The sequence below is a fragment of the Pseudarthrobacter defluvii genome (assembly GCF_030323865.1).
Lineage (GTDB): Bacteria > Actinomycetota > Actinomycetes > Actinomycetales > Micrococcaceae > Arthrobacter > Arthrobacter sedimenti.
In genome coordinates this window covers 488,555-510,413 of sequence record NZ_CP066362.1, presented here as the reverse complement: position 1 = coordinate 510,413, position 21,859 = coordinate 488,555, and the positions used below count along the sequence as shown (strand labels likewise).

The window sequence follows — 21,859 nt, the reverse complement described above, 5'->3', positions numbered from 1 at the left end:
CTTTCAAAAGTTTTTTCAGCGGGCTGCTGTCCTGGTCCACCGCGGGGACGTCGCTTGCCGTCGGGGCGCCTTGGCCAGTGCGAATGCGTGCAGCCTGACGGGCAGGCGCTCTTCGCCGCAGACGGGCACGACGACGGCCCGCGGCTCCGCGGCACTCGCGGCAGCGGGCGGGGTTCCGTGACGGTTTACCGCTTCGCCGGGACGGGTTACGGCTCCCGCGGGGCACAGATCGGTGACCAGGCCGGTGCCGGCACATTCCCGCACCGCGGCGATCCCGGCCGCCACCGATGCCTTATCTTCGTACGGGCCTGAGATCGCGATTACTCCCCCGTCAGGAGCCAGGAGCCGGAACCGGAAGAATGAATCAGCGTCGATGAATGCTTCGAATTTTCCAGCCATGACAGTCCTTCCTTGGGCACCAGGGGGTACTACCGAGTGTGGCTGCCACGCCAGCCGCCTCACAAGACCGGCCGCGTTAAGCCTGTGTAAATTGCTTCCACCCCAGCACCAAAGCAAACGGCAGGCCACCTGCAAAGGTGGCCTGCCGCCGTCGTCATGCTGCGCTCTAAGCGCGGGTTAGTCGTTGATGAGGTCGTTGACCACAATCGTCTGGTCCCTGTCCGGGCCAACGCCAATGGCAGAGAACCGAGTGCCGGAGAGCTTCTCCAGCGCCAGCACGTAGTTCCGCGCGTTCTCCGGCAGGTCCGCAAGGGTCCGGGCGCCGGTGATGTCCTCGGTCCAGCCGTCGAAGTACTCGAAGATCGGCTTGGCGTGGTGGAACTCGGTCTGCGTCATGGGCATTTCGTCGTGCCGGACTCCGTCCACGTCGTAGGCCACGCACACGGGGATCTGTTCGATGCCGGTGAGCACGTCCAGTTTGGTCACGAAGTAGTCCGTGAAGCCGTTGACGCGGGAGGCGTGGCGGGCCAGGACGGCGTCGTACCAGCCGCAGCGGCGCGGCCGGCCGGTGTTGACGCCGAACTCACCGCCCGTCTTCTGCAGGTACATGCCCATCTCGTCGAAGAGTTCCGTGGGGAAGGGGCCGGCGCCAACGCGGGTGGTGTAGGCCTTGATGATGCCGATGGAGCGCGAGATCCGGGTGGGCCCGATGCCGGAGCCAACCGATGCGCCGCCTGCGGTGGGGTTGGAGGAGGTGACGAACGGGTAGGTGCCATGGTCCACATCGAGGAACGTCGCCTGGCCGCCTTCCATGAGGACCACCTTGCCTTCGTCCAGGGCGGAGTTCAGGACCAGGGTGCTGTCGATGACCAGCGGGCGGAGCCGCTCGGCGAAGGACAGGAAGTACTCCACGATCTCGTCAACCACCACGCTGCGGCGGTTGTAGACCTTGACCAGGAGTTCGTTCTTCTGGCGCAGCGAGCCTTCCACCTTCTGGCGGAGGATGGATTCGTCAAAGACGTCCTGGACGCGGATGCCCAACCGGGCAACTTTGTCCATGTAGGCGGGGCCGATGCCGCGGCCCGTGGTGCCGATGGCACGCTTGCCGAGGAATCGCTCGGTCACCTTGTCCAGGACCTGGTGGTACGGGGCCACCAGGTGGGCGTTGGCGGAGACGCGCAGCCTGGACGTGTCGGCGCCACGGGCCTGCAGGCCGTCGATTTCCTGGAAGAGTGCCTCGAGGTTCACAACGCAGCCGTTGCCGATGATGGGAACGGCATTGGGGCTGAGAATGCCTGCCGGCAGCAGCTTGAGTTCGTACTTTTCACCGCCCACGACGACGGTGTGCCCGGCGTTGTTGCCGCCGTTGGGCTTGACGACGTAGTCAACACGGCCGCCCAGCAAATCGGTGGCCTTGCCTTTTCCTTCGTCGCCCCACTGGGCTCCTACGATCACAATTGCTGGCATGGGATCCTCCCCCATTCGTTCGGGCTGCCCGGGTCCGGCCACCAGGTGGCAGGCCTATGCAGCGCCGTTCATGAGAATGCCCCGAACATACCGGCCTTCGCGCGGCCGCAGCACGGCACGGCGAAGGAAGAGTCCCGGGGCTCTTACCACCCAAGTTTAGCCGATGGGGCACTTTGTCCACCGTTTGGCCCGCCGCTGCCCTTCAGGCGTATAGGGCAGCGGCGGCCCTTGGCGCGCTATTCGTCGTCCGCCTCCCCGGCGGGCCGGGACGTCTGCTCGGCGAGGGTGTCCCAGAAGGAGGTGTCGGCGTCGGCAATGGAACCGTCCGCAATGGCGGCGGCGGTGGACGTCAGCGTGGTGACCGTCTGCTTGATCAGGTAGCCGTTGCTGCGCTGGCCCAGCGCGTAGCCGTCCAGGTAGTGGTCGGACATGCCGCGCATCTCGAAGAGCAAGGTGGCGATGCCGTATTCCACGGAGATGCCGTTGCGGCTGATGGTCTCGGCGCTGCCGCCCTGGTACTTGCCCAGGTGGCCCCAGCCGGTCGAGTCGACGTTGTTGAAGACCACGGCGCCCAGCTGCTTCGACTTTTCGACGACGGCGGGATCTGCGTTGGGAGTGGTGGGGTACAGGATGGAGCCGGAGACCAGCTTGCCGTCACGCTCGGCGCGGGTGCCCTGGTGGTGCAGGTCGATCATGTAGTCGATCCGGTACTTGCGCATCACGTTGTTGTGCAGCGCCTGGGTTTCCGGCTGGACCTTGGCCACGTGGTCGCGGTTCAGGTCCACGCCCTGGGCGTTGTAGCGGGTGAGGTGCCGGTCCCCCTTGGCGAGGTAGTTGTCCAGGGAGAAGTTGACGTCCCCCATGGCGCCATCCGCGTTAAGCATGGGCACCACCAGGATGTTCACGCCTTTGAGGATGTCCGCCGATTTGCCGGTGCCCAGGTGCTTGATGAACTCCATGGCGCCCTCGGTGGTGAGCTGTTCGTTGCCGTGCTGCTGGGTCAGGTAGAGGATGGTGGGCTTGGCCGGATCGGAAATGTACTTGACCAGGTGGATGTCGCGGCCCTTCACGGTCTGGCCGATGACTTCCAGTTCCATGGCGGGCTGCTTGGCGTCCTGGTCCTTCAGGAAGGAAACCATCTGGTCATAGGTGGCCAGTTTTGTTGTGGTGATCTGGCCGTTGCCGTCATAGCCGGGGCCTTCGCCCACTGCGATGGCCAGCGGCGCCGGTCCGGCCACGACGGCGAGCGCCAGGGCGCCGGAAAGGGCAAGGTTCCTGAAGGTTGCCAGGGATTTGTTCACGGTGAATGACCTCTTCTTTGGGTGCGATGCGGTTCGTGCGAGTGGGCAGTCAGCCATCGTTTCCCTCATTTGGCTGTGACAAGAGCCAACCAAGCTGGACAGAATCTGTCAATACGCTGGACGAAAGCTGTAAGTACGCCAACAGCACAGAAGAAGTAAGCGCCGGCATCTGGTGCGACACAAAGCGGACAGGACTTGCCCAGACCCGCGCTTCTCGCTTTAAGTGAGAGGGAACCATCCGGAGCGGCCGAGAGACCTGGCTCGATGACGCCGCAGCAACCACGGTCCAGCAGGAGTCCTGCTGGCCGAAGGTGCTACTGCCAGGACCGATGGAAAGAGAGATTCCAGCATGTCCCTGAACACCGACCACATCCGCGTCACCCACGCCGGTTCCCTCCCCCGCACCCCGGAACTCATCGCAGCAAATGCGGCCAAGGAAGCCGACGGCATCACCCCGGAATTCCTTGATCTCCTCGAGGCCTCGGTGGTGGACATTGTCCAGCGACAAAAAGACCTGGGCGTCGACATCGCCAACGACGGCGAGTACGGCCACACCATGTCCACTTCCGTGGACTACGGCGCTTGGTGGAACTACTCGTTTTCCCGACTCGGCGGCCTGGAACCGACCAACGTGGACCGCTGGGCCGACTCGCAAGTCCACCGCTCCTCGCCGGGCCACATCGTCCTGACCTCCTTTCCGGACCGCCGCGACCGGCAGAAGTTCAACGACGCCTATAGCGATCCGTCCTCGGGCATCCTCTCAAACCGCAAGTCGGTCACCCAGCCCAAGATCGCCGGGCCGCTGACGTACACGGGCCAGGACCTTGTGGCGTCGGACATCAGGAACCTGAAGACCGGGCTGGCCGCTGCGGGCCTCTCCGACGGTTTCGTGGCCTCGCTTTCCCCCGGCTCCTGCGCCCGGGTGGCCAATGAGTACTACAAGTCCGACGAGGAACTGGTCTACGCCTGTGCCGACGCCATGCGGGAGGAATACAAGGCGATCATCGACGCCGGACTCACCGTGCAGCTCGACGACCCGTCCCTGGCCGAGAGCTGGGACCAGATCAACCCCGAACCGTCGTTGGAGGACTACCTGAAGTTCATCCAATTGCGCGTCGAGGCTACCAATTGGGCCCTCCGGGACCTTCCGCAGGAGCAAATCCGGCTGCACGTCTGCTGGGGTTCCTGGCACGGCCCGCACACCACCGACATCCCGTTCGCAGACATCATCGGCTCCGTGCTGCAGGTCAACGCCGGCGCCTACTCCTTCGAGGCTGCCAACGTGCGCCACGAACACGAATGGCGGATCTGGGAGGACACCAAGCTCCCCGAAGGCAAGGTGATCATTCCGGGCGTCGTATCGCACGCCACAAACGTCGTGGAGCACCCGGACCTGGTGGCGGACCGCATCGTCCGTTTCGCCGACGTGGTGGGCCGGGAGAACGTCATTGCCTCCACCGACTGCGGCCTGGGCGGCCGCGTGCACCCGCAGATTGCCTTCGCCAAGCTGGAGGCGTTGGGCGAGGGTGCCCGCCGCGCCACCAACCGGCTCTGGTAAATACGCCTGCAGTCCGGGCGCCGGCTGTTCCTTCCATCACCGGAAAGGGGCAGCCGGCGTTTCGCTTCCCGGGGCTTGCTAAACTGGGGAAGGCCGGCGAGGTCCGGCCCACCCCAACCAACCGCTGCTGATGCGTTGCGCCTGCCCGCGCCCTCATCTGCCGGCGGCAGCAACGCCAATCCCCGCAGGAGAACCAGCACTTCATGACAGCCCTGGCCCCCGAAACATTCCACGAACAGCTCATGAGCCGCCGCTACGAACCCAGCGTGGCAGCCGTCAACGAACTGTGCGATTCCCTGCGGGAGACCAAGCCCGGAACCGTGGTCCCCTACGTGGATCCGATGCACGACGTTGAAGAATGCCGCATTGTCAGCCTCTACTCCAACATCGGTGAGGCGGATCCGTCCGGCTTCATCACCGCCGGCGACCAGGACGCCGCCACCCGTATGCTGGGCATCCAGTGGAAGCTGGGCCTGCGCCCCGAGTTCGTGATGCCGTGGAACGTCCACCCCTGGCACGTTCCCGGCGAACCCAACGGCAAGTTCACCCCGGACCAGGTTCAGGCCGGCCTGAAGCCCCTGCTGAAGTTCCTGGCCCTGGTGCCCCGCGCATCGGTCATCGTGGCGCACGGCACTGAAGCCAACCGCCTGGCCAACCTGCTGCTGAAGACCGAGGTGCCCCTGCTGTGGCGCCGCGGCCTGAAGACCTACAAGGTCCGCTCGCTGAGCGGCCGCGCGTTCGCCGGTTCCCCTGCACGCCAGGAGGAGTTCCTCGAAGACATGCGCACGGCCTACGCCGACGCCATGGCCCGCACCGGCATCGCCAAACCTTAAACGAACGACGGCGGGTGGTGACTTTCGGAATGAAAGTCACCGCCCGCCGTCGTCTGCTTTAAGGCCGTTGGGCCTCAGGCACCCTCGATGGCCGCTTTCGCCTTGGGGTCCGAGTCGTTGAGGAATTTCTCGATCCGCTCCGGCTCGTCAGCCTCGCCAATGGCCGAGGACGCCCGCCCCAGGGAGTAGAGCGCCCGCAGGAAGCCGCGGTTGGGCTCGTGCTCCCACGGGATGGGCCCCACGCCCCGCCAGCCATTGCGCCGGAGCGAATCCAGGCCGCGGTGGTAGCCCACCCGCGCATAGGCGTAGGAGTCGATGGTGCGCCCCTCCGCCCAGGCTTCCTCGGCCAGGATGGCCCACAGGAGCGAGGACGTTGGGTGCTTTTCCACCAGGTCCAGGGCTTCCTGACCGGCGTCCAGCTGTCCGTACACTTCGGTCTCGGCGGGCAGGAGCGTGGGCTCCGGCCCCATCAGGTTCCGGCGGAACTCGTCCGACATCTAGAAGGTCTTTCCGGCCGAACCGAGCTGCTTGGTGGCTTCCACCACGCGGGCCGCCAGGCCTGCTTCTGCGGAAGCGCCCCAGACGCGGGGGTCGTAGGTCTTCTTGTTGCCCACTTCGCCGTCCACCTTCAGGACACCGTCGTAGTTCTTGAACATGTGGTCCGCCACGGGACGCGTGTAGGCGTACTGGGTGTCGGTGTCGATGTTCATCTTGATCACGCCGTAGGAAACAGCGTCCGCGATTTCCTGGTCGGAGGAGCCGGAGCCGCCGTGGAACACCAGGTCGAACGGGTTCTCCTTGCCGATCTTGGCACCCACCTGGGCCTGGATGTCCTTCAGGATCTCCGGGCGCAGCTTAACGCCACCGGGCTTGTACACGCCGTGGACGTTTCCGAAGGTCAGGGCGGTGATGTAGCGGCCGTTCTCGCCGGCGCCCAGGGCGTCGATGGTGGCCAGGGCGTCCTCGACCGTGGTGTAGAGCTTGTCGTTGATGGCGTTCTCCACGCCGTCCTCTTCACCGCCGACGGTGCCGATTTCAACCTCGAGGATCATCTTCGCCGCAGCGGTGCGTGCCAGCAGGTCGCGTGCGATCTTCAGGTTCTCCTGCAGGGTTTCGGCGGAGCCGTCCCACATGTGGGAGTTGAACAGCGGGTTGCGGCCGGCCTTGACCTCAGCCTCGGAAGCCTCGAGCAGGGGCAGGACGAATCCGTCCAGCTTGTCCTTGGGGCAGTGGTCCGTGTGCAGGGCGACGTTAACGCCGTAGTTCTTGGCAACCTCCCGGGCGAAAGCCGCGAAGCCCAGGGAACCGGCGACCATGTCCTTCGTGGAGGCGCCGGACCAGTAGGCTGCGCCGCCGGTGGAAACCTGGACAATGCCGTCGGACTCGGCCTCGGCGAAGCCGCGGAGGGCTGCGTTCAGGGTCTGCGAGGACGTGACGTTCACGGCCGGGTATGCGAAGCCGCCCGCCTTCGCGCGGTCGATCATCTCGGAGTAGATCTCTGGGGTTGCAATGGGCATGCTGGCTCCTCTGCTGAGTTTCGTCTGTGGGTGGAAGACCCTCAAGTAGACCGCTTACGGCTTGGCACCATCCTAGCCATTAGCGGGCCGGGAGTGCTCTGGGTTACGCCCCACCCGCACCCTAACTTCGCAAGCTCAGCCAGGGAACCCTGCGGGCGTGGGCCCACCACCCGCACCCTAACTTCGCAAGCTCAGCCAGGGAACCCTGCGGGCGTGGGCCCACCACCCGCACCCTGGCCGTCCAAAGGAAGCGGCCCTTCCCTAGACATGCTGGTTGAAGACGTGCCGGCGGATCCACGCGTGCATGGCGATGGCGGCGGCGGAGGCCGCATTGATGGAGCGGGTGGAACCGAACTGCTCGATGGACAGCGTGGCGACGGCAGCCTGGTGGACTTCCGGGGTCAGGCCCGGCCCCTCCTGTCCGAAGACCAGCACGCAGTCCCGGGGCAGCTCGTAGGTTTCCAGCGGCACGGAGTCCGGGAAGATGTCGATTCCGATGATCGCGAGCCCCTCCCCCTGCGCCCACTGGACAAAGTCCTCAACGGTGGGGTGGTGGCGGACATGCTGGTAGCGGTCGGTGACCATGGCACCGCGCCGGTTCCACCGCCGTCGGCCGATGATGTGCACTTCCTTGGCAAGGAAGGCGTTGGCGGTGCGCACCACGGTGCCGATGTTCAGGTCGTGCTGCCAGTTTTCGATGGCCACGTGGAAGTTGTGGCGCCGCGAGTCCAGTTCCGCGACGATCGCCTCGTGCTTCCAGTAGCGGTATTTGTCCAGGACGTTGCGCCGGTCGCCGTCGGCCAGCAGATCAGGGTCCCAGTGGTCGCCTTCGGGAAGTTCCCCTTCCCAGGGCCCGACGCCGACCTCCGCCTTTGCGGGTTCGGCCTCCCCGGGCTGGTGGTCGGGTTCGTCTGTCATGCCGGGCGTTTGGTTCACCCTTCAACACTAGACTGGACTCTTCGGGCAACCATCACAGGCGGAGGCAGGCATGGCAGAGGCAGACGAGGTAGCAGGCAACCCCGCGGTATACCGCAGCGGCCAGGACATCGAGTGCTGGTTGACGGACATGGACGGCGTCCTGGTCCACGAAAACCAGCCCATCCCGGGAGCCGCGGAACTGATCCAGCGCTGGGTGGATACCTCAAAGCGCTTCCTGGTGCTGACCAATAACTCCATCTTTACCCCCCGCGACCTCGCCGCCCGCCTGCGCGCGTCCGGTCTGGAGATCCCGGAGGAAAACATCTGGACCTCCGCCCTCGCCACGGCCCAGTTCCTGAAGGACCAGGTGTCCGCCGGGGGCGCTGAATCCGGGAACCGCGCCTACACCATCGGCGAGGCAGGGCTGACGACGGCGTTGCACGAGGCAGGCTTCATCCTCACCGACCAGAACCCCGACTTCGTGGTGCTCGGCGAGACGCGCACGTACTCTTTCGAAGCGATCACCACCGCCATCCGCCTGATCCTGGCCGGTGCCCGGTTCATCGCCACCAACCCGGACGCCACCGGCCCCTCCAAGGACGGCCCGATGCCCGCCACCGGCGCCATCGCGGCCCTGATCACCAAGGCCACCGGCAGGGAGCCTTACATTGTGGGCAAGCCGAACCCCATGATGTTCCGTTCGGCGATGAACCAGATCGACGCCCATTCCGAAACCACCGCCATGATCGGTGACCGGATGGATACGGACATCATTGCCGGCATGGAGGCTGGCCTGCACACCGTCCTGGTCCTGAGCGGCATCACCCACAAGGACGACATCGCCGCGTACCCGTTCCGGCCCAACCAGGTGCTGAACTCGGTGGCGGACCTGAAGAACCAGATCTAGAAGATGCTGACCCGGGAACCGCCCCGGGGAAGTGGGAAGTACTCGTCCAGCAACTCCTTTACCAGGGGCCGGTAGATCTGCGGATTCCAGCCGGGGCTGGCGTGGGCGGGGGCAGCACCGGTGGTCTGCAGGTTGCTTGAGACCATGTTGTCCTTGAACACCACGGACCACGTTTCGGACGCGGTCTCGTAGTCCACGGTCCCGTCCTTGGGATTGCCTATGTAGGCCATCTTGGCTGTGCCAAGATGGCCGGCGAACTGGCTTCCCTCGAAGTGGTAGATGTAGGCGGACTCCGTCTGGACCAGGACATTGGACGGGGCAATCGGTGAAAGCTGCTCCAGCGTCTGGTTCAGGATCTGCCGCCAGCTCCGTTCGTCCTTGTGGATGATCCGCTCCCCCAGTTCATAGCCGCCGCGGAGGGTGGACGGGAACCTGACCCCGCTCTCGTAAAGGAACACCACGCCGTCGAACCAACTCTGGTCCAGGACGTCGTGCGCGCTGTAGGGGCTGGAGTCCAGGAGGATGAACTGCACCTGGACTCCCTGCAACGCCAGCAGCCGCGCAGCCACCTGTGTTGCCAGCATGCCGCCAAAGCTGTGTCCGTAAAAGAACAGCTTGGTGATCTTCTCGGCGGCGATGTAGTCAGTGATGGCGTTGACCACCTCGGTGATGTTCAGGCCCAGATTGGAGTACCCGACGGCGGCTAGCCGGGCCCGCTTGTTCAGGGCGCCGCGCATGGTGTTGAGGATCCACTGCGCCTCTTCCCAGCTGGTTTTGTAGCCCGGGAACAGGAACCAGCTGGCGTCCGGGTAGTAGGCGTCGGCGAAGTCATCAGGAACGGTCAGGATCCTGGTGCTGCGGCGCTGCGACTGCACGTCGCGGGTCACCAGCATGTCGGCAGCCAGAAGTCCGGAGGCCCCGGCACCGGCCAGGAAGCTGCGCCGTGAAAAGCGCTTTAGGGCAGCCGCTTCCAGCAGCAGCCGGGCGTCTGGGACCCAGCGCCGGCCCTGCGGACTTACCTCCCCCTCATACGGCACCCTCCTACCGTAAGCCCACCGAAAGTGGCCACTGCAACCGGTGGAGGTAACCGTTTGGTGACGGGAGGGTCAGCTGGCGGCCTGCCCTTCCGCAGCTGGGAACGGCGCGTGGGGTTCCTGCCGGCGGCGGAGGATTTCCAGGCCGATATCGTTGTAGCGGCCCAGCAGGTCCGCTCCGTCGGGGGCTTCCGGGGTGTCCAGGAGCGCAAAGACCGCGTCACTCGCCTGGAGCAGTTCCTCGTCTGTGTATTCGGTCAGCGGGCGGCCGTACAGCTCTTGGATCCACATGACGGGCAGCTGGGGGAACTCACCGGCAAACTCGCCCCCGGGGAAAAGCTCACGGACGTCGTCGTCCATCAGGAGCGGCTGGCAGCTGGCGGCATTCTCCGGGGCCCAATCATGCGCGGCGGGCGTGAGCTGAAGTTCCACCGTGGCGGAAGGAACACCCAGCAATGAGTTGGTGGCGATTGCGTTGAGATCCGTCCGCAGCCCGGCCAGCGCGGAGGATTCAATAAGCTCAGCCTGCGAAAGATCAACGCAGATGCGGCAGCGGATGCCCATCCTTCGGACGCGGCGGATAATGTGGACCAGGTCAGCACGGGTGTCGTGGTGAAGGGCCCCCCGGACTTCAATCCGGACGATGTCGGCAGGGACATCAAGGTTAACGAGTGCGTCTAATACGCGGTCCATAGGTACTCCAAAAGAGGTCTATGGCCGACGGCTCAACCTCCGCAAGCGTAACCCCCGTGAAGCCCCCGCACAAGCTGCCGTCAGGCGCTGGGGCCCGACCCGACCTTCCCCGGCTCCTGGTAGTAGGTGCGCGCACCGGGACCGCCCACCGAATCAACCAGTGACTTGGCGATGTCCCGCAGCTTTGTGTTGCTGTTGCTGGACGCCTCGGTGAGGATTTCGACGGCGGCCTCTTGGCTGCAGCGGTTCTGCGCCATGACGATGCCCACCGCGATGTCGATGATGGTGCGGGATTCCAGGGTGGCCTTGAGGTTGGTCGCGCTGTCTGCGTGCAGCGAGAACCTGACGGCCAGGCGCAGGGCCTGTGAGATCTCCCGGGTGAAGTCCCTGGCCCTCTCCGCAGCCCGCCCGTCGAACTTGTGCGGGAAATCAGAGTAGAGGTTCAGGGCTGCCCTGGCTTCGCCCTGCAGGTGGAAGGGCAGGGAAAAGACCGAGCGCAGGCCATGCGAGGCAACCGCAGCGGCATAGTCCGGGCCCCACCGGTCCTCCTGCAGCAGATCCGGAACGTAGACTTCCCGTTCTTCCTTCGCCGCAGTCAGGCAAGGACCTTGGGAAAGGGAGTACTGGATCTCGTCCACTTCCCGCGCCGAGGGGCTGCTCCAGCCAATGGTGGCTGCCTTGCGGTCACGGAGCAAGGTGATGCCGCACAGGGCATCGTCGCCGTCCCCTGCCATTTGGTGGGCGGAGAACCGGGCGAGTTCGTTAAGGAAATCCTCGAAATCAGCGCTTTCCAGGATCAGGTTCTGCACCTGGTCGGTTGCGCTCAAGGGCTGTTCTGGGGGGAGCAAGATGCATGGTCTCCAAGCAACTGAAAAGTGTTAACGCACATCATAAATCAGCGCCTATGGGGGCTCCAAGCGCATTGGCCAGTCCCAAGCCGGCAAGCCGCCCGGCGCCTGATTCAGTCAGGACGACGGAGCGGGGATGCGATCCGCGCTTGAGCCATCCTGACGACAGTGCGTGCTGGGTGAAAAGATCCGGCAGCACGCCGGCGGCATGGTCAACACGTTCGGTCCAGTCCAGGCACGGCCGGACCAAAGGGCGTGGCGGCTTGTCGGGGAACCGCAGGCCAATCGATTCCGCCCAGTCAAACCCGGCCCCGCTCACCTCCCAAGCCGGGGTGATGAACCCACGGGTTTGCCACAGGGCGGTCAGTTTGACCCCCATTGCCCCGGCCAAATGCTGGTAGCAGGTCCGGCCATGTTGCAGCTCCTGCTTATGCCTGCCCCCGCGGTAGGTCGTGGGAACTTCCGGGCCGGGTGAAGGACTGAGCCGGACCATGGCTTCGATCGCGTCGGCTACACCCTGGTTCTTCAACCGTACATACCGGTGCCGCCCCTGGCGCACTTCATCCAGCAGGCCGACATCAACGAGATGGTTCAAATGCGTGGTGGCCGTGCCCTTGCTGATCCGCGCACAGCCGGCAAGTTCTGTGGCTGTCCAGGCCCGGGCATCCATGAGGGCAACCAGGATCCGCGCCCGCGACGCTTCTCCCATCGCCCTGGCTATCAGGGCGAGGTCCTCAGCCCAATACGCTGTCATGCAGCCATCCTGCCCGGAGGACAGTTTGTCCCCCCTCAAACCTTCTCCCGGGAAGGATGAACCCATGTTCACCACGATTTCCCCAAGCGTCCACTACTTCGGCTCCCTGGTGGTCCTGCTAACCACCAGCAACCCGGATGGAACCACCAACATCACGCCCATCTCCTCCGCGTGGTCGCTGGGAGACCACTACGTCCTGGGGCTCAGCTCCCGTAGCCAGGGTTACCGGAACCTGATCCGCACCGGCGAGGTGGTGCTCAATCTTCCCGAGGAATGCATGGCGCCGGCCATCGAACGGATCTCCATGACCACGGGCAGTGACCCGGTGCCGGCCGTGAAGGGCAGCAGCTACCGCACCGAGCACGACAAATGGGCCGTGGCGGGCTGGGACCCGTTGCCGGGCCTGCGGACCGCTCCCCAACGGATTGCGCAATGTCCCGTCCATATCGAGGCGACCCTGGACAACTCGTGGCCCTTGGAAGCCGACCTGCATGCAATCCATGTACGCGTCCGGCAGGTGCAAGTCCGCGATGACCTGGCGCTCGATACCTCCCGTGTGGACGTGCGAACCTGGCGGCCCATGTTCTATACATTCCGCCACTACTTTGGGAAAGGTCGCCATCTTGGCCAAAACGCAAGGGCGGAGCAGCGGTTCACCGCCCAGACCAGCGGCCCGTCCGGCCGCGGGGTCTAGTCCAGCCCCAGTTCGTCCTTGCCGAACGCGAACAGGTACGGCACGCCGGTTTCGGCTTCGATCTTTTCCTTGGCACCGGTGTCGCGGTCCACGATCACGGCCACTGCCACAACGTTGCCGCCGGCTTTCCGGACGCCTTCGACTGCCGTGAGCGCGGAGCCGCCCGTGGTGGAGGTGTCCTCCAGGACCAGCACCTTGCGGCCCTCGACGGAGGGGCCCTCCACCTGGCGGCCCATGCCGTAGGACTTCTGCGCCTTGCGGACCACGAACGCGTCAACGGTGCGGCCGGCGTCAACGGCGGCGTGCATCACGGCTGTACCCACGGGGTCGGCACCCATGGTCAGCCCGCCGGCGCACTCAAAGTCGATGCCGGCGTCGTCCGCCAGCGCCAGCATGACCTGGCCCACCAGCTTGGACGCCTCGTGGTGCAGCGAGATGCGGCGGAGGTCGATGTAGTAGTCGGCCTCAGCTCCACTGGAAAGGATCACCTTGCCGCGGACCACGGCGAGCTCCTTGATCAGTTCGAGCAGTCGGGCGCGGGCAGCCGCGGTGTCTACCGCAGTGTCAGTGGGCGAAGTCATGGCTTCAAGTTTAGTGGGTGGGCGGACCGTGAGTGGGCGCGCAAACCCCGGCGCATGCTCCGGGCGCGGTCCCAGCGCGATGACGCGCGGGAGTACGCGCTTTACCACGGGGTTGTGGCGGAGGATGAAAAAGATGGCCCGCTGTATCAGGAACCTGCCACCAACCCCCTTGCCTGCCAGCGTGTCTCCGGACAGCCTCCCCTCGAAGAGCGGAACGAACACCACCCTGTGCATGACGCGCTGCACGGTCTGCACCACCACCGTGGGCATGCGGCGGCGGCGCTGGATCGCGGCGAGGGTTTTGGTGCGCACGTATCCCCGGCGAAGGTCCGGAGCCAGCCGTTCCGCGGCTGCCACTGCGTCCTGGATGGCGAGGTTGATTCCCACTCCCCCGGCGGGGGACATCGCGTGCGCCGCGTCCCCAATGCACAGGAAGCCGTCCACGTACCATCGGCGCAGGCGGTTCAGTTTGACGTCCAGCCAGTGCAGGTCCTCCACGCTGCGGATGGACTCGACGCGGTCCGCGAGGTCCGGGCGGAGCGCCGCCACCCGCTGCCGGAACCGGTCCACACCATTGGAGCGAATCAGGGCGTCGGAACCCTTGGGGGCGAGATAGCCCATCTGGTAGTACTTGGTGCGGTTGAGCGCGATCATGGCGTCCCGGTCGCCGATGGCGGGCACCACCCCGGCAACTTCACCTTTCTCGGAGGCGTGGCGTGGAAGCGTGAACCACCAAACGTCGAAAGGCACGGGATACTCCTTGGTCCGCATCCCGGCCGCCTGGCGCAGCACCGAATGCCGTCCATCCGCGGCCACCACCACGTCGGCGTGCAGCACCTGCTCGCCGGTGGCTCCGGCCCTGCGGCAGCGCACTCCGGTGACCCGCCCGCCGTCGAACTCCAAACCCGTTGCTTCGGTTTCCAGGAGCAATGTGAACGTCGGTTCCTCCGCGGCCGCGGACGCGAGGAAATCCAGGAAGTCCCACTGGGGCATCATAGCCACGTAGTTGTACGGGGGTTTCAGGGAGTCGAAGGCGGCAAGGGTGACCAGGCCGGTGCCGGGGACCGGGACGGCTACATTGCTCAGGCGGCTTTGCGGCAGGGCGCGGAACCCCGCGCCCAAACCCAGTTCGTCCATCAGCCGGACAGTGGAGGCATGCACCGTGTCACCGCGGAAGTCACGCAGGAAATCGCGGTGCTTTTCCAGGACCGTTACGTGCACCCCGGCCCGGGCCAGCAGCAGGCCCAGCATCATCCCCGCCGGGCCCCCGCCCACCACGGCACACCCTGTCCGCTCCATGGCATTACGCTACGCCCCGCAGAACCCTCGTGGAACAGTTGAGGGTTGTTGACAGCGCTGGCTAGGCTGGACCACATGCGCGAACTCCAGGCCAAGATCATTGCAGAAATGGGCGTCCAGCCCCGGATCGATCCAGCAGGGGAGGTGCGCAAACGCGTCACGTTCCTCAAGGAATACCTCAAGGCCACCGGCACCAAGGGCTTCGTCCTGGGCATCTCGGGCGGCCTGGATTCATCCCTCGCGGGAAAGCTTGCCCAGCTGGCAGTGGACGAGCTTGAAGCCGAGGGCGTCGAGGCCAATTTCGTGGCCGTCCGCCTGCCCTACGGCGTGCAGCATGATGAGGAAGACGCCCAGGCGGCCCTGGACTTCATCAAGGCCAAGACGGAATGGACCTTTAACATCTCCGCGGCGGTGGACGGTTTCGAGGACGAGTTCGAGAAGACCGTGGGTTCGGAGATTTCCGATTTCCACAAGGGCAACACCAAGGCCCGCACCCGGATGATCGCCCAGTATGCGCTGGCCGGCGAGTTCAACTACCTGGTGCTCGGCACGGACCACGGCGCCGAATCCGTCACGGGGTTCTTCACCAAGTACGGCGACGGCGGCGCGGACATCCTGCCCCTGTTTGGCCTCAACAAGCGGCAGAACAGGGCCCTGCTGGCCGAGCTGGGTGCGCCGGCCCGGGTCTGGGAGAAAGTTCCCACGGCCGACCTGCTCGATGACCGGCCGGGCCGCACCGACGAGGATGAACTGGGCATCAGCTACGACCAGATCGACGACTACCTCGAAGGCCGCGAGGTGCCGGACGCCGTGGCCGAGTCCATCGAGCAGAAGTACCTGCGCACCCGCCACAAGCGCACGGTGCCGGTGACCATCTTTGACACCTGGTGGAAGGAAGAGGGCCCGGAGGAGCCCCGCGCTGGCCTGTAGCCCTCCGCTTCTGCTGATTTTTCCCCATCTTTGGGGAGTACGACGGCGGGCCGCGCCGGAAAAGCGCGGCCCGCCGTCGTGGTTTCACGCCAAAGCCGGGGAGACTCAGCGGGTGCGCCGGCCGCCGTCGCCGCCCCCGCCCAGCTGCTGGGTAATCCGGTGCGCCTCCGCCATCAGCAGGCCACCCAGCTCCTCCTGCCGCTCGGGCTTGAAGCGCGGCTCGATGCCGGTCAGGGACAGCGCCCACGCAGGCTTCCCGGAACGGTCAAACACGGCGGCCCCCATCCCCCAGCTTCCCTCCAGGACCAGCCCGGGGTTCACCGAGTAGCCGGCCAGCCGGGTGCGGGCCAGGTTCTCCCGCACCAGCTGCGGAGTGTGGTTCGCGGCGAAGGCTCCGGCGTGTTCGCTCCAGTGGCCCAGCAGTTCCTCCTGCTCGCTCTTCGGCAGGAACGCCAGGATGGCGGTCCCGGCCGACGCCACCCCCAACGGGAACCGGACGCCCTCGTGCAGGACGAAGGACCGGACCGGGAAGCTGCCCTCCTCGCGCAGCAGGCATACCGTTTCGGCCCCGCGGCGGATCGAGAAGAAGGCGCTCTCCCCCGTTGCCTGTGCCAGCCGGCGCAGGCTGGGCCGGGCAATGTCCTCCATGGGAAACCTGGCTGAAGCCACCGACCCCATCAGCAGGATTTCCGGGCCCAGAACCCAGTTGCCCGTGATGGGGTCGTGGTCCAGGAGTCCTTCCGCGGCCAGTGATGCCAGGAGCCGGTGGACCGTGGGCCGGGTGAGTCCCGATTCCCGGACCAGGCCGGCAAGCGGCATGCCTTCGGCGCTCCGGCCCACCAGGCGCAGCAGCCCGGCGATTCGCGCCACAACCTGGGCGCCCTGTACCGGCGTCGTCGCCATCAACCCTCCCAGTGTCCACAATATGGATGCTTTTGTTCCTACTGTCCATACTGTAATGCCTAGAGAAGTGATTCTTGACACTCCCGGCCAGGCGCCCGTAGTCTCCAAACTCAGATCCAGGTGTCCACCAAGTGGACGCCACTGCGCTCAACGAGGAGACGTCATGAAGAAACTCCAGGCTTCTGCCGCCGCCGCCCTGGAAGGGGCCCTGCAGGACGGCATCACCCTGGCCGTCGGCGGGTTCGGCCTCAGCGGCATCCCAGCCGACCTGATCGAAGCCGTCCGGGACTCCGGTGTCCGGGACCTTACCGTCGTGTCCAACAACATGGGCGTGGACGGCAAGGGCCTGGGCCTCCTGATCGAGGCGGGCCAGGTCCGCAAGGTGATCGCCTCCTATGTGGGTGAAAACAAGCTGTTCGCCGAGCAGTACCTCGCCGGCAAGCTCGAGGTGGAATTCACCCCTCAAGGCACCCTCGCCGAGCGGCTCCGCGCCGGCGGCGCCGGTATCCCGGCCTTCTATACCAAGACCGGCGTGGGCACCGTGGTTGCCGAAGGCAAGCCGCACGAGGTGTTCGACGGCGAAAAGTACGTCCAGGAGCGCGCCATACTGGCCGACGTCGCATTGGTCCACGCCCACACCGCGGACACGGACGGCAACCTGGTCTACCGCTACACCGCCAGGAACTTCAACCCGGTGGTGGCCACGGCAGGGATCCTCACCGTCGCGGAGGCGGAAGTCATCGTGGAGCATGGCCAGCTGGACCCCAACCACATCGTCACCCCCGGCGTCTTTGTCCAGCGCCTGGTCCAGGCAACGGACCGGGTCAAGGACATCGAGCAGCGGACCGTCCGGCAGCGCGCCGGAGCAGACATTGCAGCGTTAGCTGTCTAAACCCCCGCCACTTTTCAAAGGAGAAACCCCATGGGATGGACCAGGGATGAAATGGCCGCCATCGCGGCAGAGGAACTGAATGACGGCGACTACGTGAACCTGGGGATCGGCATCCCCACCCTGGTGGCCAACAACCTGCCCGAGGGCGTGCGGGTGGTCCTGCAGAGTGAAAACGGCCTGCTGGGCATGGGACCGTTCCCGTACGAAGGCGACGAGGACGCGGACCTGATCAACGCCGGCAAGCAGACCGTCACGGTGCTGCCCGGCGGGAGCATCTTCGACTCCGCCACCTCCTTCGGCATGATCCGTGGCGGGCACGTCAAGGTGGCCATCCTGGGCGCCATGCAGGTCTCCGGCAACGGCGACCTGGCCAACTGGACCATCCCGGGCAAGATGGTCAAGGGCATGGGTGGGGCCATGGACCTGGTGGCCGGCACGCCGCGCGTGGTGGTCCTCACCGAGCACAACGCCAAGGACGGCTCAGCCAAGATCGTGCGCGAATGCAGCCTTCCGCTGACCGGGCTCAGCTGCGTGGACAGGATCATCAGCGACCTCGCCGTCTTCGACCTGCACAAGACGGACGACGGCGGGCGGCAGCTCACGCTCACCCGGCTGGCCCCGGGGGTCACGGTGGAAGAGATCCGGGAGAAGACCGAGGCCGGCTTTGAGGTCCGGCTCGAGAATGAGGAAGTGGCGGCATGAGCTTGCAGGAACAGTTTGGCAAGGACGTCCTGCTCACCGGCTGGGGACACAGCCGGTTTGGCAAGCTGGCTGAGGAGACCCTCGAGTCCCTGATCGTGCAGGTGGCTACCGAGGCCATTGGCAATGCCGGGATCGAGCCCGGCCAGATCGATGAGATCTACGTGGGCCAGTTCAACTCCGGCATGATGCCACTGGCCTTCCCGTCCTCGCTGGCGCTGCAGGTCTCGCCGGACCTCGCCAACGTCCCCTCCACCCGGGTGGAAAACGCCTGCGCCTCCGGTTCGGCCGCATTCCAGCAGGGCACCAAGTCGCTGCTGGCGGGGACCGCCAGGACGGTCCTGGTCATTGGTGCCGAGAAGATGACGCATGCCGGCGCCGACGTTGTGGGCGCGGCCCTGCTCGGGGCCGACTACGACATGGCCGGCAAGCCCTCCACGACAGGCTTCACCGGCCTCTTCGCCGAGGTGGCCAAGCACTATGAGAAGCGTTACGGAGCGGTGTCCGACGTGCTGGGCACCATCGCGGCGAAGAACCACCGCAACGGCGTCGACAACCCTTACGCCCAGCTCCGGAAGGACCTTGGTGAGGAGTTCTGCCAGACCGTCTCGGACAAGAACCCGATGGTGGCAGATCCCCTGCGCCGCACCGACTGCTCCCCGGTCTCCGACGGCGCTGCCGCCGTGGTGCTCAGCGTGGCGCCCACGGGCGGCGCCACCGCACCGGTACGTCTCGCCGGCTTCGGCCAGGCGAATGATTTCTTCCCCACCGACCGCAGGGACCCCACGGCCTTCGCCGCGACCCGCGCGTCCTGGCAGCGTGCCCTGGGCATGGCCGGTATCGGGCTGGAGGACCTGGACTTCGCCGAGGTGCACGACTGCTTTACGATCGCCGAACTGCTGATGTACGAGGCCATGGGCCTGACCGAACCCGGCCAGGGCGCCCGCGCGGTCAAGGAAGGTTGGGTCTTCAAGGACGGCAAGCTTCCCATCAACGTCTCGGGCGGCCTCAAAGCAAAGGGCCACCCGGTGGGGGCCACCGGAGTCTCACAGCACGTCATCACTGCAATGCAGCTCACCGGAACCGCCGGCGACATGCAGTTGGCCAGCCCTCGCCGGGCAGCCGTGCAAAACATGGGCGGCGTGGGCATCGCGAACTATGTCAGCGTGCTTGAAGCCGTCTGAATGCCCGCCCGCAGAGCTGGTTCGGGTTACCAACTGGCTTGGGCTGGCGGCCGGCGCACCCGTGATGGTGCGCCGGCCCGGGTGTTTCCCGGCGGCCGCGACGGCAGAACTCGCGACGCCGGACGGGACAGTTCTCTGGGTCAGGTACCTTGCCTCCGCTGAGCGCGTCATGCTGCACAAGGGCGACGGCACACAGGTCTGGTGCCCGGCAGTCCGGGGCTGAGTACGGCATCGAACATGCGGCTGGTCTGCCGTTCCGGGATTCCTCGACAACAACGTAGGCATCGCCAAGGTGGGCGGCGGATTTAGGCGTAGTCGCTGTAGAACCCGCGGCCGCTCTTGACGCCCAGCCAGCCCTTGTCGATGTAGCCCTGCAGCAGCGGGGCCGACTTGTTCTCCATTCCTGCCAGCTGGCAGTAGTGGTTCTCGATGTCGAGGACCACGTCCAAGCCCACCTGGTCCATGAAGCGGAACGGCCCGGTGTTGGACTTGAAGACATCAAGGAACAGTGCGTCCACGTCTTCGGGATCGGCAACACCCTCGGCCACTACCAGCAGGGATTCACGCTTGATCGCGGCCCAGACCCGGTTGAAGATGAAGCCCGTGCTTTCCTTGCGCACCAGGTGTGGGGCCAGTGCGTACTTGGGCAGCTCCCCCATCAGCAGGTCCAGGATCGCCGGCTCGGTGCGGCCGCTGGACATCAGTTCCACCGAGCGCACGGCCGGCGGCATGTAGAAGTGCATGTTCAGCACCCGTTCCGGCGTGCCTACCCCACCGATGAATTCGGACGAGGCGAAGGACGAGGAGTTGCTGGCCAGGACAGTGTCGGGGGCGGCCAGGCGGTCGAGGTCGGCGAAGATCTTCTGCTTGAGCTCAAGCTTTTCCGGCACCGCCTCAATTACGAGCCAGGCGTCACTGAGGGCTGACGGGAGGTTGTCACCCGCGGTAATCCGCCCTGCGGGAACACCACCGAATTCCTCCACGGCTGCAGGGCGCTCCGCTGCGATGTAGTTGACGGCGGCCTGGGCCACCGCAACGTTGGTGTCGAAGATGCGCACCTCGGCGCCCTGGAGCGAGAGCATGAGGGCGATGCGCCGGCCCAGGGTGCCGCCACCGAGTACGGTGATGGGCCGGCCCGCGATGTTGGCAGGAAGGGTGAAGGTCATGTCATTTCCTTTCAGGATGCCGCTGTTGGTTCAACAGGCGGGGTGATGCGGTTGGTGCGTGTGCCCCTGGCGGTGACCAGCAGGGCAGGAATGGCCGCCAGCACCAGGGCGGCGCCGTAGAGCAACGTCGTGCTCTTCATCCCGGCAACGGCCACCAGCAGCCCTGCCGCCACGGCGGGCACACTGAAGCCGAGGTAGCAGATCAGGTAGATGCTGGAGAGCATCCCCACGCGCTCATGCGGGCTGCACAGCGGCAGCGTCATCCGCATCGCGCCGAAGTAGCCGCTGCCAAAACCGACTCCGGCCACCATCGTGCCGGCGAAGTACAGCGGCGCCGAGCCCACCTGGACGGCAAGGACCGTCAGGGAGATCCCGGCGATCAGGGAGACTACACCGGTCAGGAGCGTGTTGCGGTCGGACCAGCGGCGGACGACAAGGATTGCCAGCGCCCCCGGAACGAAGAGGGCAAACAGGGCCAACCCTCCCACCAGCACCGAGTTGTCTTTCGTAATCGAGTGCGCGAGCGACGGTCCGAGCGAGAGATAGAAGCCGGCAAGCGCCCAGGTTGCGGCTGCCACCGGCATGGTTGCGGCCATCGTCTTACGGGCAGAACTGGGGATCCTCGCCTCGGGGACCAGGGAGCGGAACCAGCCGGGCGTCTTCTGCCCGGCGCTGGGCAGCCACAGCAGCGCAGCTCCGAGGACAAGGAGGAGGGCCGCGAGGAAGAAGTACACCGTTTTGGTCGGTTCGGGCAGGAAGCGCACCAGCGAGGCCGAGCCCAAGGCACCAATGGAGAGCCCGACGGGGGAAGCGGCGCTGTTGACCAGGGAGCCGCGGCCGCGCCGCACGGTGCCTTCGAAGGCCAGCAGCGCAGCTCCGGCGGCCGCCATGGCCCCTCCGGTGGCAACTCCCTGCAGGGCCCGCGCAGCGAGGAGCATTTCCGGGCCCGGCGCGAATGCAAAAGTCATCATGGCTCCGACCTGGAGCACCACGGCGCCCAGCAGCACCGGCCTGGTTCCCAGATGGTTTGCCAGCGATCCCACCACCAGCAGGGTCAGCAGCACTGCCACCGCATACACGGCGAAGACGACCGTGACGGCCGCGGATCCGAGACCCCATTGCCTGGCGTAGAACTCATACAGCGGAGACGGCGCCGACGAGGCGCCAATAAAGACTGTCAAAAGCGCCGCGTGCAGCCAGAACGCTGCCCCATTGTTTTTCACTGCTCTCCCTGCCCGATCCACGCGCAAAACCTCTCTAAAGCACAAACTCTGCATTAAGA

The 21,859-nt window shown here is 65.7% G+C and carries 22 protein-coding genes, 1 pseudogene and 1 riboswitch; of the genes and pseudogenes, 8 read left to right on the top strand and 15 right to left on the bottom strand.

The window, feature by feature from the left end; all coding sequences use genetic code 11:
* Positions 1 to 15: 15 nt before the first annotated feature.
* The 3 genes from JCQ34_RS02510 to JCQ34_RS02500 form a co-directional block, all read right to left on the bottom strand.
* On the bottom strand, positions 16 to 399 hold the full coding sequence (locus JCQ34_RS02510; RefSeq protein ID WP_286401503.1) for a YegP family protein: 384 nt from the start codon (positions 397 to 399) through the stop codon (positions 16 to 18).
* A 177-nt stretch (positions 400 to 576) separates the two neighbouring features.
* A complete protein-coding gene (locus tag JCQ34_RS02505; RefSeq protein WP_286401502.1) occupies positions 577 to 1,866 on the bottom strand; it encodes an adenylosuccinate synthase in 1,290 nt (429 codons plus the stop codon).
* 236 nt (positions 1,867 to 2,102) lie between these two features.
* Complete coding sequence (locus JCQ34_RS02500) at positions 2,103 to 3,167, bottom strand: M14 family zinc carboxypeptidase (protein ID WP_286401500.1); 1,065 nt, start codon at positions 3,165 to 3,167, stop codon at positions 2,103 to 2,105.
* 231 nt (positions 3,168 to 3,398) lie between these two features.
* Positions 3,399 to 3,503: riboswitch (SAM riboswitch) on the top strand.
* Between the two features lie 13 nt (positions 3,504 to 3,516).
* On the opposite strand from JCQ34_RS02500, the gene JCQ34_RS02495 reads away from it, so the two are divergent.
* Positions 3,517 to 4,725, top strand: a complete 1,209-nt coding sequence (locus tag JCQ34_RS02495) for a cobalamin-independent methionine synthase II family protein (RefSeq protein ID WP_286401499.1) — start codon at positions 3,517 to 3,519, stop codon at positions 4,723 to 4,725.
* A gap of 203 nt (positions 4,726 to 4,928) precedes the next feature.
* Positions 4,929 to 5,558: a uracil-DNA glycosylase gene (locus tag JCQ34_RS02490; RefSeq protein ID WP_286401498.1), complete on the top strand. Its 630-nt coding sequence runs from the start codon at positions 4,929 to 4,931 to the stop codon at positions 5,556 to 5,558.
* Between the two features lie 74 nt (positions 5,559 to 5,632).
* Here JCQ34_RS02490 and JCQ34_RS02485 read toward each other — a convergent pair whose 3' ends face one another.
* From JCQ34_RS02485 to JCQ34_RS02475, 3 genes are all read right to left on the bottom strand, one after another.
* Positions 5,633 to 6,055 carry a DUF3151 domain-containing protein gene (locus tag JCQ34_RS02485; protein WP_286401496.1) on the bottom strand — a complete coding sequence of 141 codons (423 nt, stop codon included), beginning with the start codon at positions 6,053 to 6,055 and terminating at the stop codon, positions 5,633 to 5,635.
* Entirely contained in the window at positions 6,056 to 7,075 is a 1,020-nt protein-coding gene (gene fbaA / locus JCQ34_RS02480) for a class II fructose-bisphosphate aldolase (RefSeq protein ID WP_286401494.1), read from the bottom strand. It lies immediately after the preceding gene.
* Between the two features lie 261 nt (positions 7,076 to 7,336).
* On the bottom strand, positions 7,337 to 7,993 hold the full coding sequence (locus JCQ34_RS02475) for a TrmH family RNA methyltransferase (protein ID WP_286401491.1): 657 nt from the start codon (positions 7,991 to 7,993) through the stop codon (positions 7,337 to 7,339).
* A 70-nt stretch (positions 7,994 to 8,063) separates the two neighbouring features.
* On the opposite strand from JCQ34_RS02475, the gene JCQ34_RS02470 reads away from it, so the two are divergent.
* Complete coding sequence (locus tag JCQ34_RS02470; protein WP_286401490.1) at positions 8,064 to 8,900, top strand: HAD-IIA family hydrolase; 837 nt, start codon at positions 8,064 to 8,066, stop codon at positions 8,898 to 8,900.
* On the opposite strand, the gene JCQ34_RS02465 is transcribed toward JCQ34_RS02470, so the two are convergent.
* From JCQ34_RS02465 to JCQ34_RS02450, 4 genes are all read right to left on the bottom strand, one after another.
* Positions 8,897 to 9,937, bottom strand: coding sequence for an alpha/beta fold hydrolase (locus JCQ34_RS02465; protein ID WP_286401488.1), 1,041 nt, complete (start codon positions 9,935 to 9,937; stop codon positions 8,897 to 8,899). The two genes, JCQ34_RS02470 and JCQ34_RS02465, sit on opposite strands and share 4 nt — an antisense overlap.
* A gap of 69 nt (positions 9,938 to 10,006) precedes the next feature.
* A complete protein-coding gene (locus tag JCQ34_RS02460) occupies positions 10,007 to 10,627 on the bottom strand; it encodes a hypothetical protein (protein ID WP_286401486.1) in 621 nt (206 codons plus the stop codon).
* Between the two features lie 80 nt (positions 10,628 to 10,707).
* Positions 10,708 to 11,454: a GAF and ANTAR domain-containing protein gene (locus JCQ34_RS02455; RefSeq protein ID WP_286401484.1), complete on the bottom strand. Its 747-nt coding sequence runs from the start codon at positions 11,452 to 11,454 to the stop codon at positions 10,708 to 10,710.
* A 61-nt stretch (positions 11,455 to 11,515) separates the two neighbouring features.
* A complete protein-coding gene (locus JCQ34_RS02450; RefSeq protein WP_286401483.1) occupies positions 11,516 to 12,229 on the bottom strand; it encodes an ArsR/SmtB family transcription factor in 714 nt (237 codons plus the stop codon).
* 64 nt (positions 12,230 to 12,293) lie between these two features.
* Here JCQ34_RS02450 and JCQ34_RS02445 point away from each other — a divergent pair, with 64 nt between their 5' ends.
* Positions 12,294 to 12,923, top strand: coding sequence for a flavin reductase family protein (locus JCQ34_RS02445; protein ID WP_286401482.1), 630 nt, complete (start codon positions 12,294 to 12,296; stop codon positions 12,921 to 12,923).
* Here JCQ34_RS02445 and pyrE read toward each other — a convergent pair.
* Positions 12,920 to 13,504, bottom strand: coding sequence for an orotate phosphoribosyltransferase (gene pyrE / locus JCQ34_RS02440; RefSeq protein WP_286404258.1), 585 nt, complete (start codon positions 13,502 to 13,504; stop codon positions 12,920 to 12,922). The two genes, JCQ34_RS02445 and pyrE, sit on opposite strands and share 4 nt — an antisense overlap.
* A 48-nt stretch (positions 13,505 to 13,552) precedes the next feature.
* Positions 13,553 to 14,803 (bottom strand): annotated as a pseudogene (locus JCQ34_RS02435) (FAD-dependent oxidoreductase); the annotation flags it as partial.
* Between the two features lie 75 nt (positions 14,804 to 14,878).
* On the opposite strand from JCQ34_RS02435, the gene nadE reads away from it, so the two are divergent.
* Positions 14,879 to 15,733, top strand: coding sequence for an ammonia-dependent NAD(+) synthetase (gene nadE, locus JCQ34_RS02430; RefSeq protein WP_286401481.1), 855 nt, complete (start codon positions 14,879 to 14,881; stop codon positions 15,731 to 15,733).
* A 105-nt stretch (positions 15,734 to 15,838) separates the two neighbouring features.
* Here the strand turns inward: nadE and JCQ34_RS02425 are convergent, their stop codons facing one another.
* Positions 15,839 to 16,636: an IclR family transcriptional regulator gene (locus JCQ34_RS02425; protein ID WP_286401479.1), complete on the bottom strand. Its 798-nt coding sequence runs from the start codon at positions 16,634 to 16,636 to the stop codon at positions 15,839 to 15,841.
* A gap of 163 nt (positions 16,637 to 16,799) precedes the next feature.
* Between JCQ34_RS02425 and JCQ34_RS02420 the strand changes: the two genes are divergently transcribed.
* Genes JCQ34_RS02420 through JCQ34_RS02410 form a run of 3 tightly spaced genes read left to right on the top strand, consistent with a single transcriptional unit; the run spans position 16,800 to position 19,411 of the window.
* The gene (locus JCQ34_RS02420; protein ID WP_286401475.1) at positions 16,800 to 17,528 is read left to right on the top strand and encodes a CoA transferase subunit A; all 729 of its coding nucleotides are present in this window, start codon (positions 16,800 to 16,802) and stop codon (positions 17,526 to 17,528) included.
* Positions 17,529 to 17,558: 30 nt separating this feature from the next.
* Positions 17,559 to 18,230: a CoA transferase subunit B gene (locus JCQ34_RS02415; RefSeq protein WP_286401472.1), complete on the top strand. Its 672-nt coding sequence runs from the start codon at positions 17,559 to 17,561 to the stop codon at positions 18,228 to 18,230.
* On the top strand, positions 18,227 to 19,411 hold the full coding sequence (locus JCQ34_RS02410) for an acetyl-CoA acetyltransferase (RefSeq protein WP_286401469.1): 1,185 nt from the start codon (positions 18,227 to 18,229) through the stop codon (positions 19,409 to 19,411). Before JCQ34_RS02415 ends, JCQ34_RS02410 begins: the two co-directional genes overlap by 4 nt.
* 305 nt (positions 19,412 to 19,716) lie before the next feature.
* On the opposite strand, the gene JCQ34_RS02405 is transcribed toward JCQ34_RS02410, so the two are convergent.
* Positions 19,717 to 20,577 carry a 3-hydroxyacyl-CoA dehydrogenase family protein gene (locus JCQ34_RS02405; RefSeq protein ID WP_286401467.1) on the bottom strand — a complete coding sequence of 287 codons (861 nt, stop codon included), beginning with the start codon at positions 20,575 to 20,577 and terminating at the stop codon, positions 19,717 to 19,719.
* Positions 20,578 to 20,588: 11 nt separating this feature from the next.
* Positions 20,589 to 21,800, bottom strand: coding sequence for an MFS transporter (locus tag JCQ34_RS02400; RefSeq protein ID WP_286401465.1), 1,212 nt, complete (start codon positions 21,798 to 21,800; stop codon positions 20,589 to 20,591).
* Between the last annotated feature and the right edge of the window lie 59 nt (positions 21,801 to 21,859).

Bases quoted from the DNA above. Each gene is read 5' to 3' on its own strand.
- JCQ34_RS02490 (WP_286401498.1), top strand. From the start codon at position 4,929: ATGACAGCCCTGGCCCCCGAAACATTCCACGAACAGCTCATGAGCCGC.
- JCQ34_RS02425 (WP_286401479.1), bottom strand. From the start codon at position 16,636: ATGGCGACGACGCCGGTACAGGGCGCCCAGGTTGTGGCGCGAATCGCC.
- JCQ34_RS02415 (WP_286401472.1), top strand. From the start codon at position 17,559: ATGGGATGGACCAGGGATGAAATGGCCGCCATCGCGGCAGAGGAACTG.
- nadE (WP_286401481.1), top strand. From the start codon at position 14,879: ATGCGCGAACTCCAGGCCAAGATCATTGCAGAAATGGGCGTCCAGCCC.
- JCQ34_RS02450 (WP_286401483.1), bottom strand. From the start codon at position 12,229: ATGACAGCGTATTGGGCTGAGGACCTCGCCCTGATAGCCAGGGCGATG.
- JCQ34_RS02485 (WP_286401496.1), bottom strand. From the start codon at position 6,055: ATGTCGGACGAGTTCCGCCGGAACCTGATGGGGCCGGAGCCCACGCTC.
- JCQ34_RS02445 (WP_286401482.1), top strand. From the start codon at position 12,294: ATGTTCACCACGATTTCCCCAAGCGTCCACTACTTCGGCTCCCTGGTG.
- JCQ34_RS02495 (WP_286401499.1), top strand. From the start codon at position 3,517: ATGTCCCTGAACACCGACCACATCCGCGTCACCCACGCCGGTTCCCTC.
- JCQ34_RS02475 (WP_286401491.1), bottom strand. From the start codon at position 7,993: ATGACAGACGAACCCGACCACCAGCCCGGGGAGGCCGAACCCGCAAAG.
- JCQ34_RS02470 (WP_286401490.1), top strand. From the start codon at position 8,064: ATGGCAGAGGCAGACGAGGTAGCAGGCAACCCCGCGGTATACCGCAGC.
- JCQ34_RS02505 (WP_286401502.1), bottom strand. From the start codon at position 1,866: ATGCCAGCAATTGTGATCGTAGGAGCCCAGTGGGGCGACGAAGGAAAA.
- fbaA (WP_286401494.1), bottom strand. From the start codon at position 7,075: ATGCCCATTGCAACCCCAGAGATCTACTCCGAGATGATCGACCGCGCG.
- JCQ34_RS02410 (WP_286401469.1), top strand. From the start codon at position 18,227: ATGAGCTTGCAGGAACAGTTTGGCAAGGACGTCCTGCTCACCGGCTGG.
- pyrE (WP_286404258.1), bottom strand. From the start codon at position 13,504: ATGACTTCGCCCACTGACACTGCGGTAGACACCGCGGCTGCCCGCGCC.
- JCQ34_RS02460 (WP_286401486.1), bottom strand. From the start codon at position 10,627: ATGGACCGCGTATTAGACGCACTCGTTAACCTTGATGTCCCTGCCGAC.
- JCQ34_RS02510 (WP_286401503.1), bottom strand. From the start codon at position 399: ATGGCTGGAAAATTCGAAGCATTCATCGACGCTGATTCATTCTTCCGG.
- JCQ34_RS02405 (WP_286401467.1), bottom strand. From the start codon at position 20,577: ATGACCTTCACCCTTCCTGCCAACATCGCGGGCCGGCCCATCACCGTA.
- JCQ34_RS02420 (WP_286401475.1), top strand. From the start codon at position 16,800: ATGAAGAAACTCCAGGCTTCTGCCGCCGCCGCCCTGGAAGGGGCCCTG.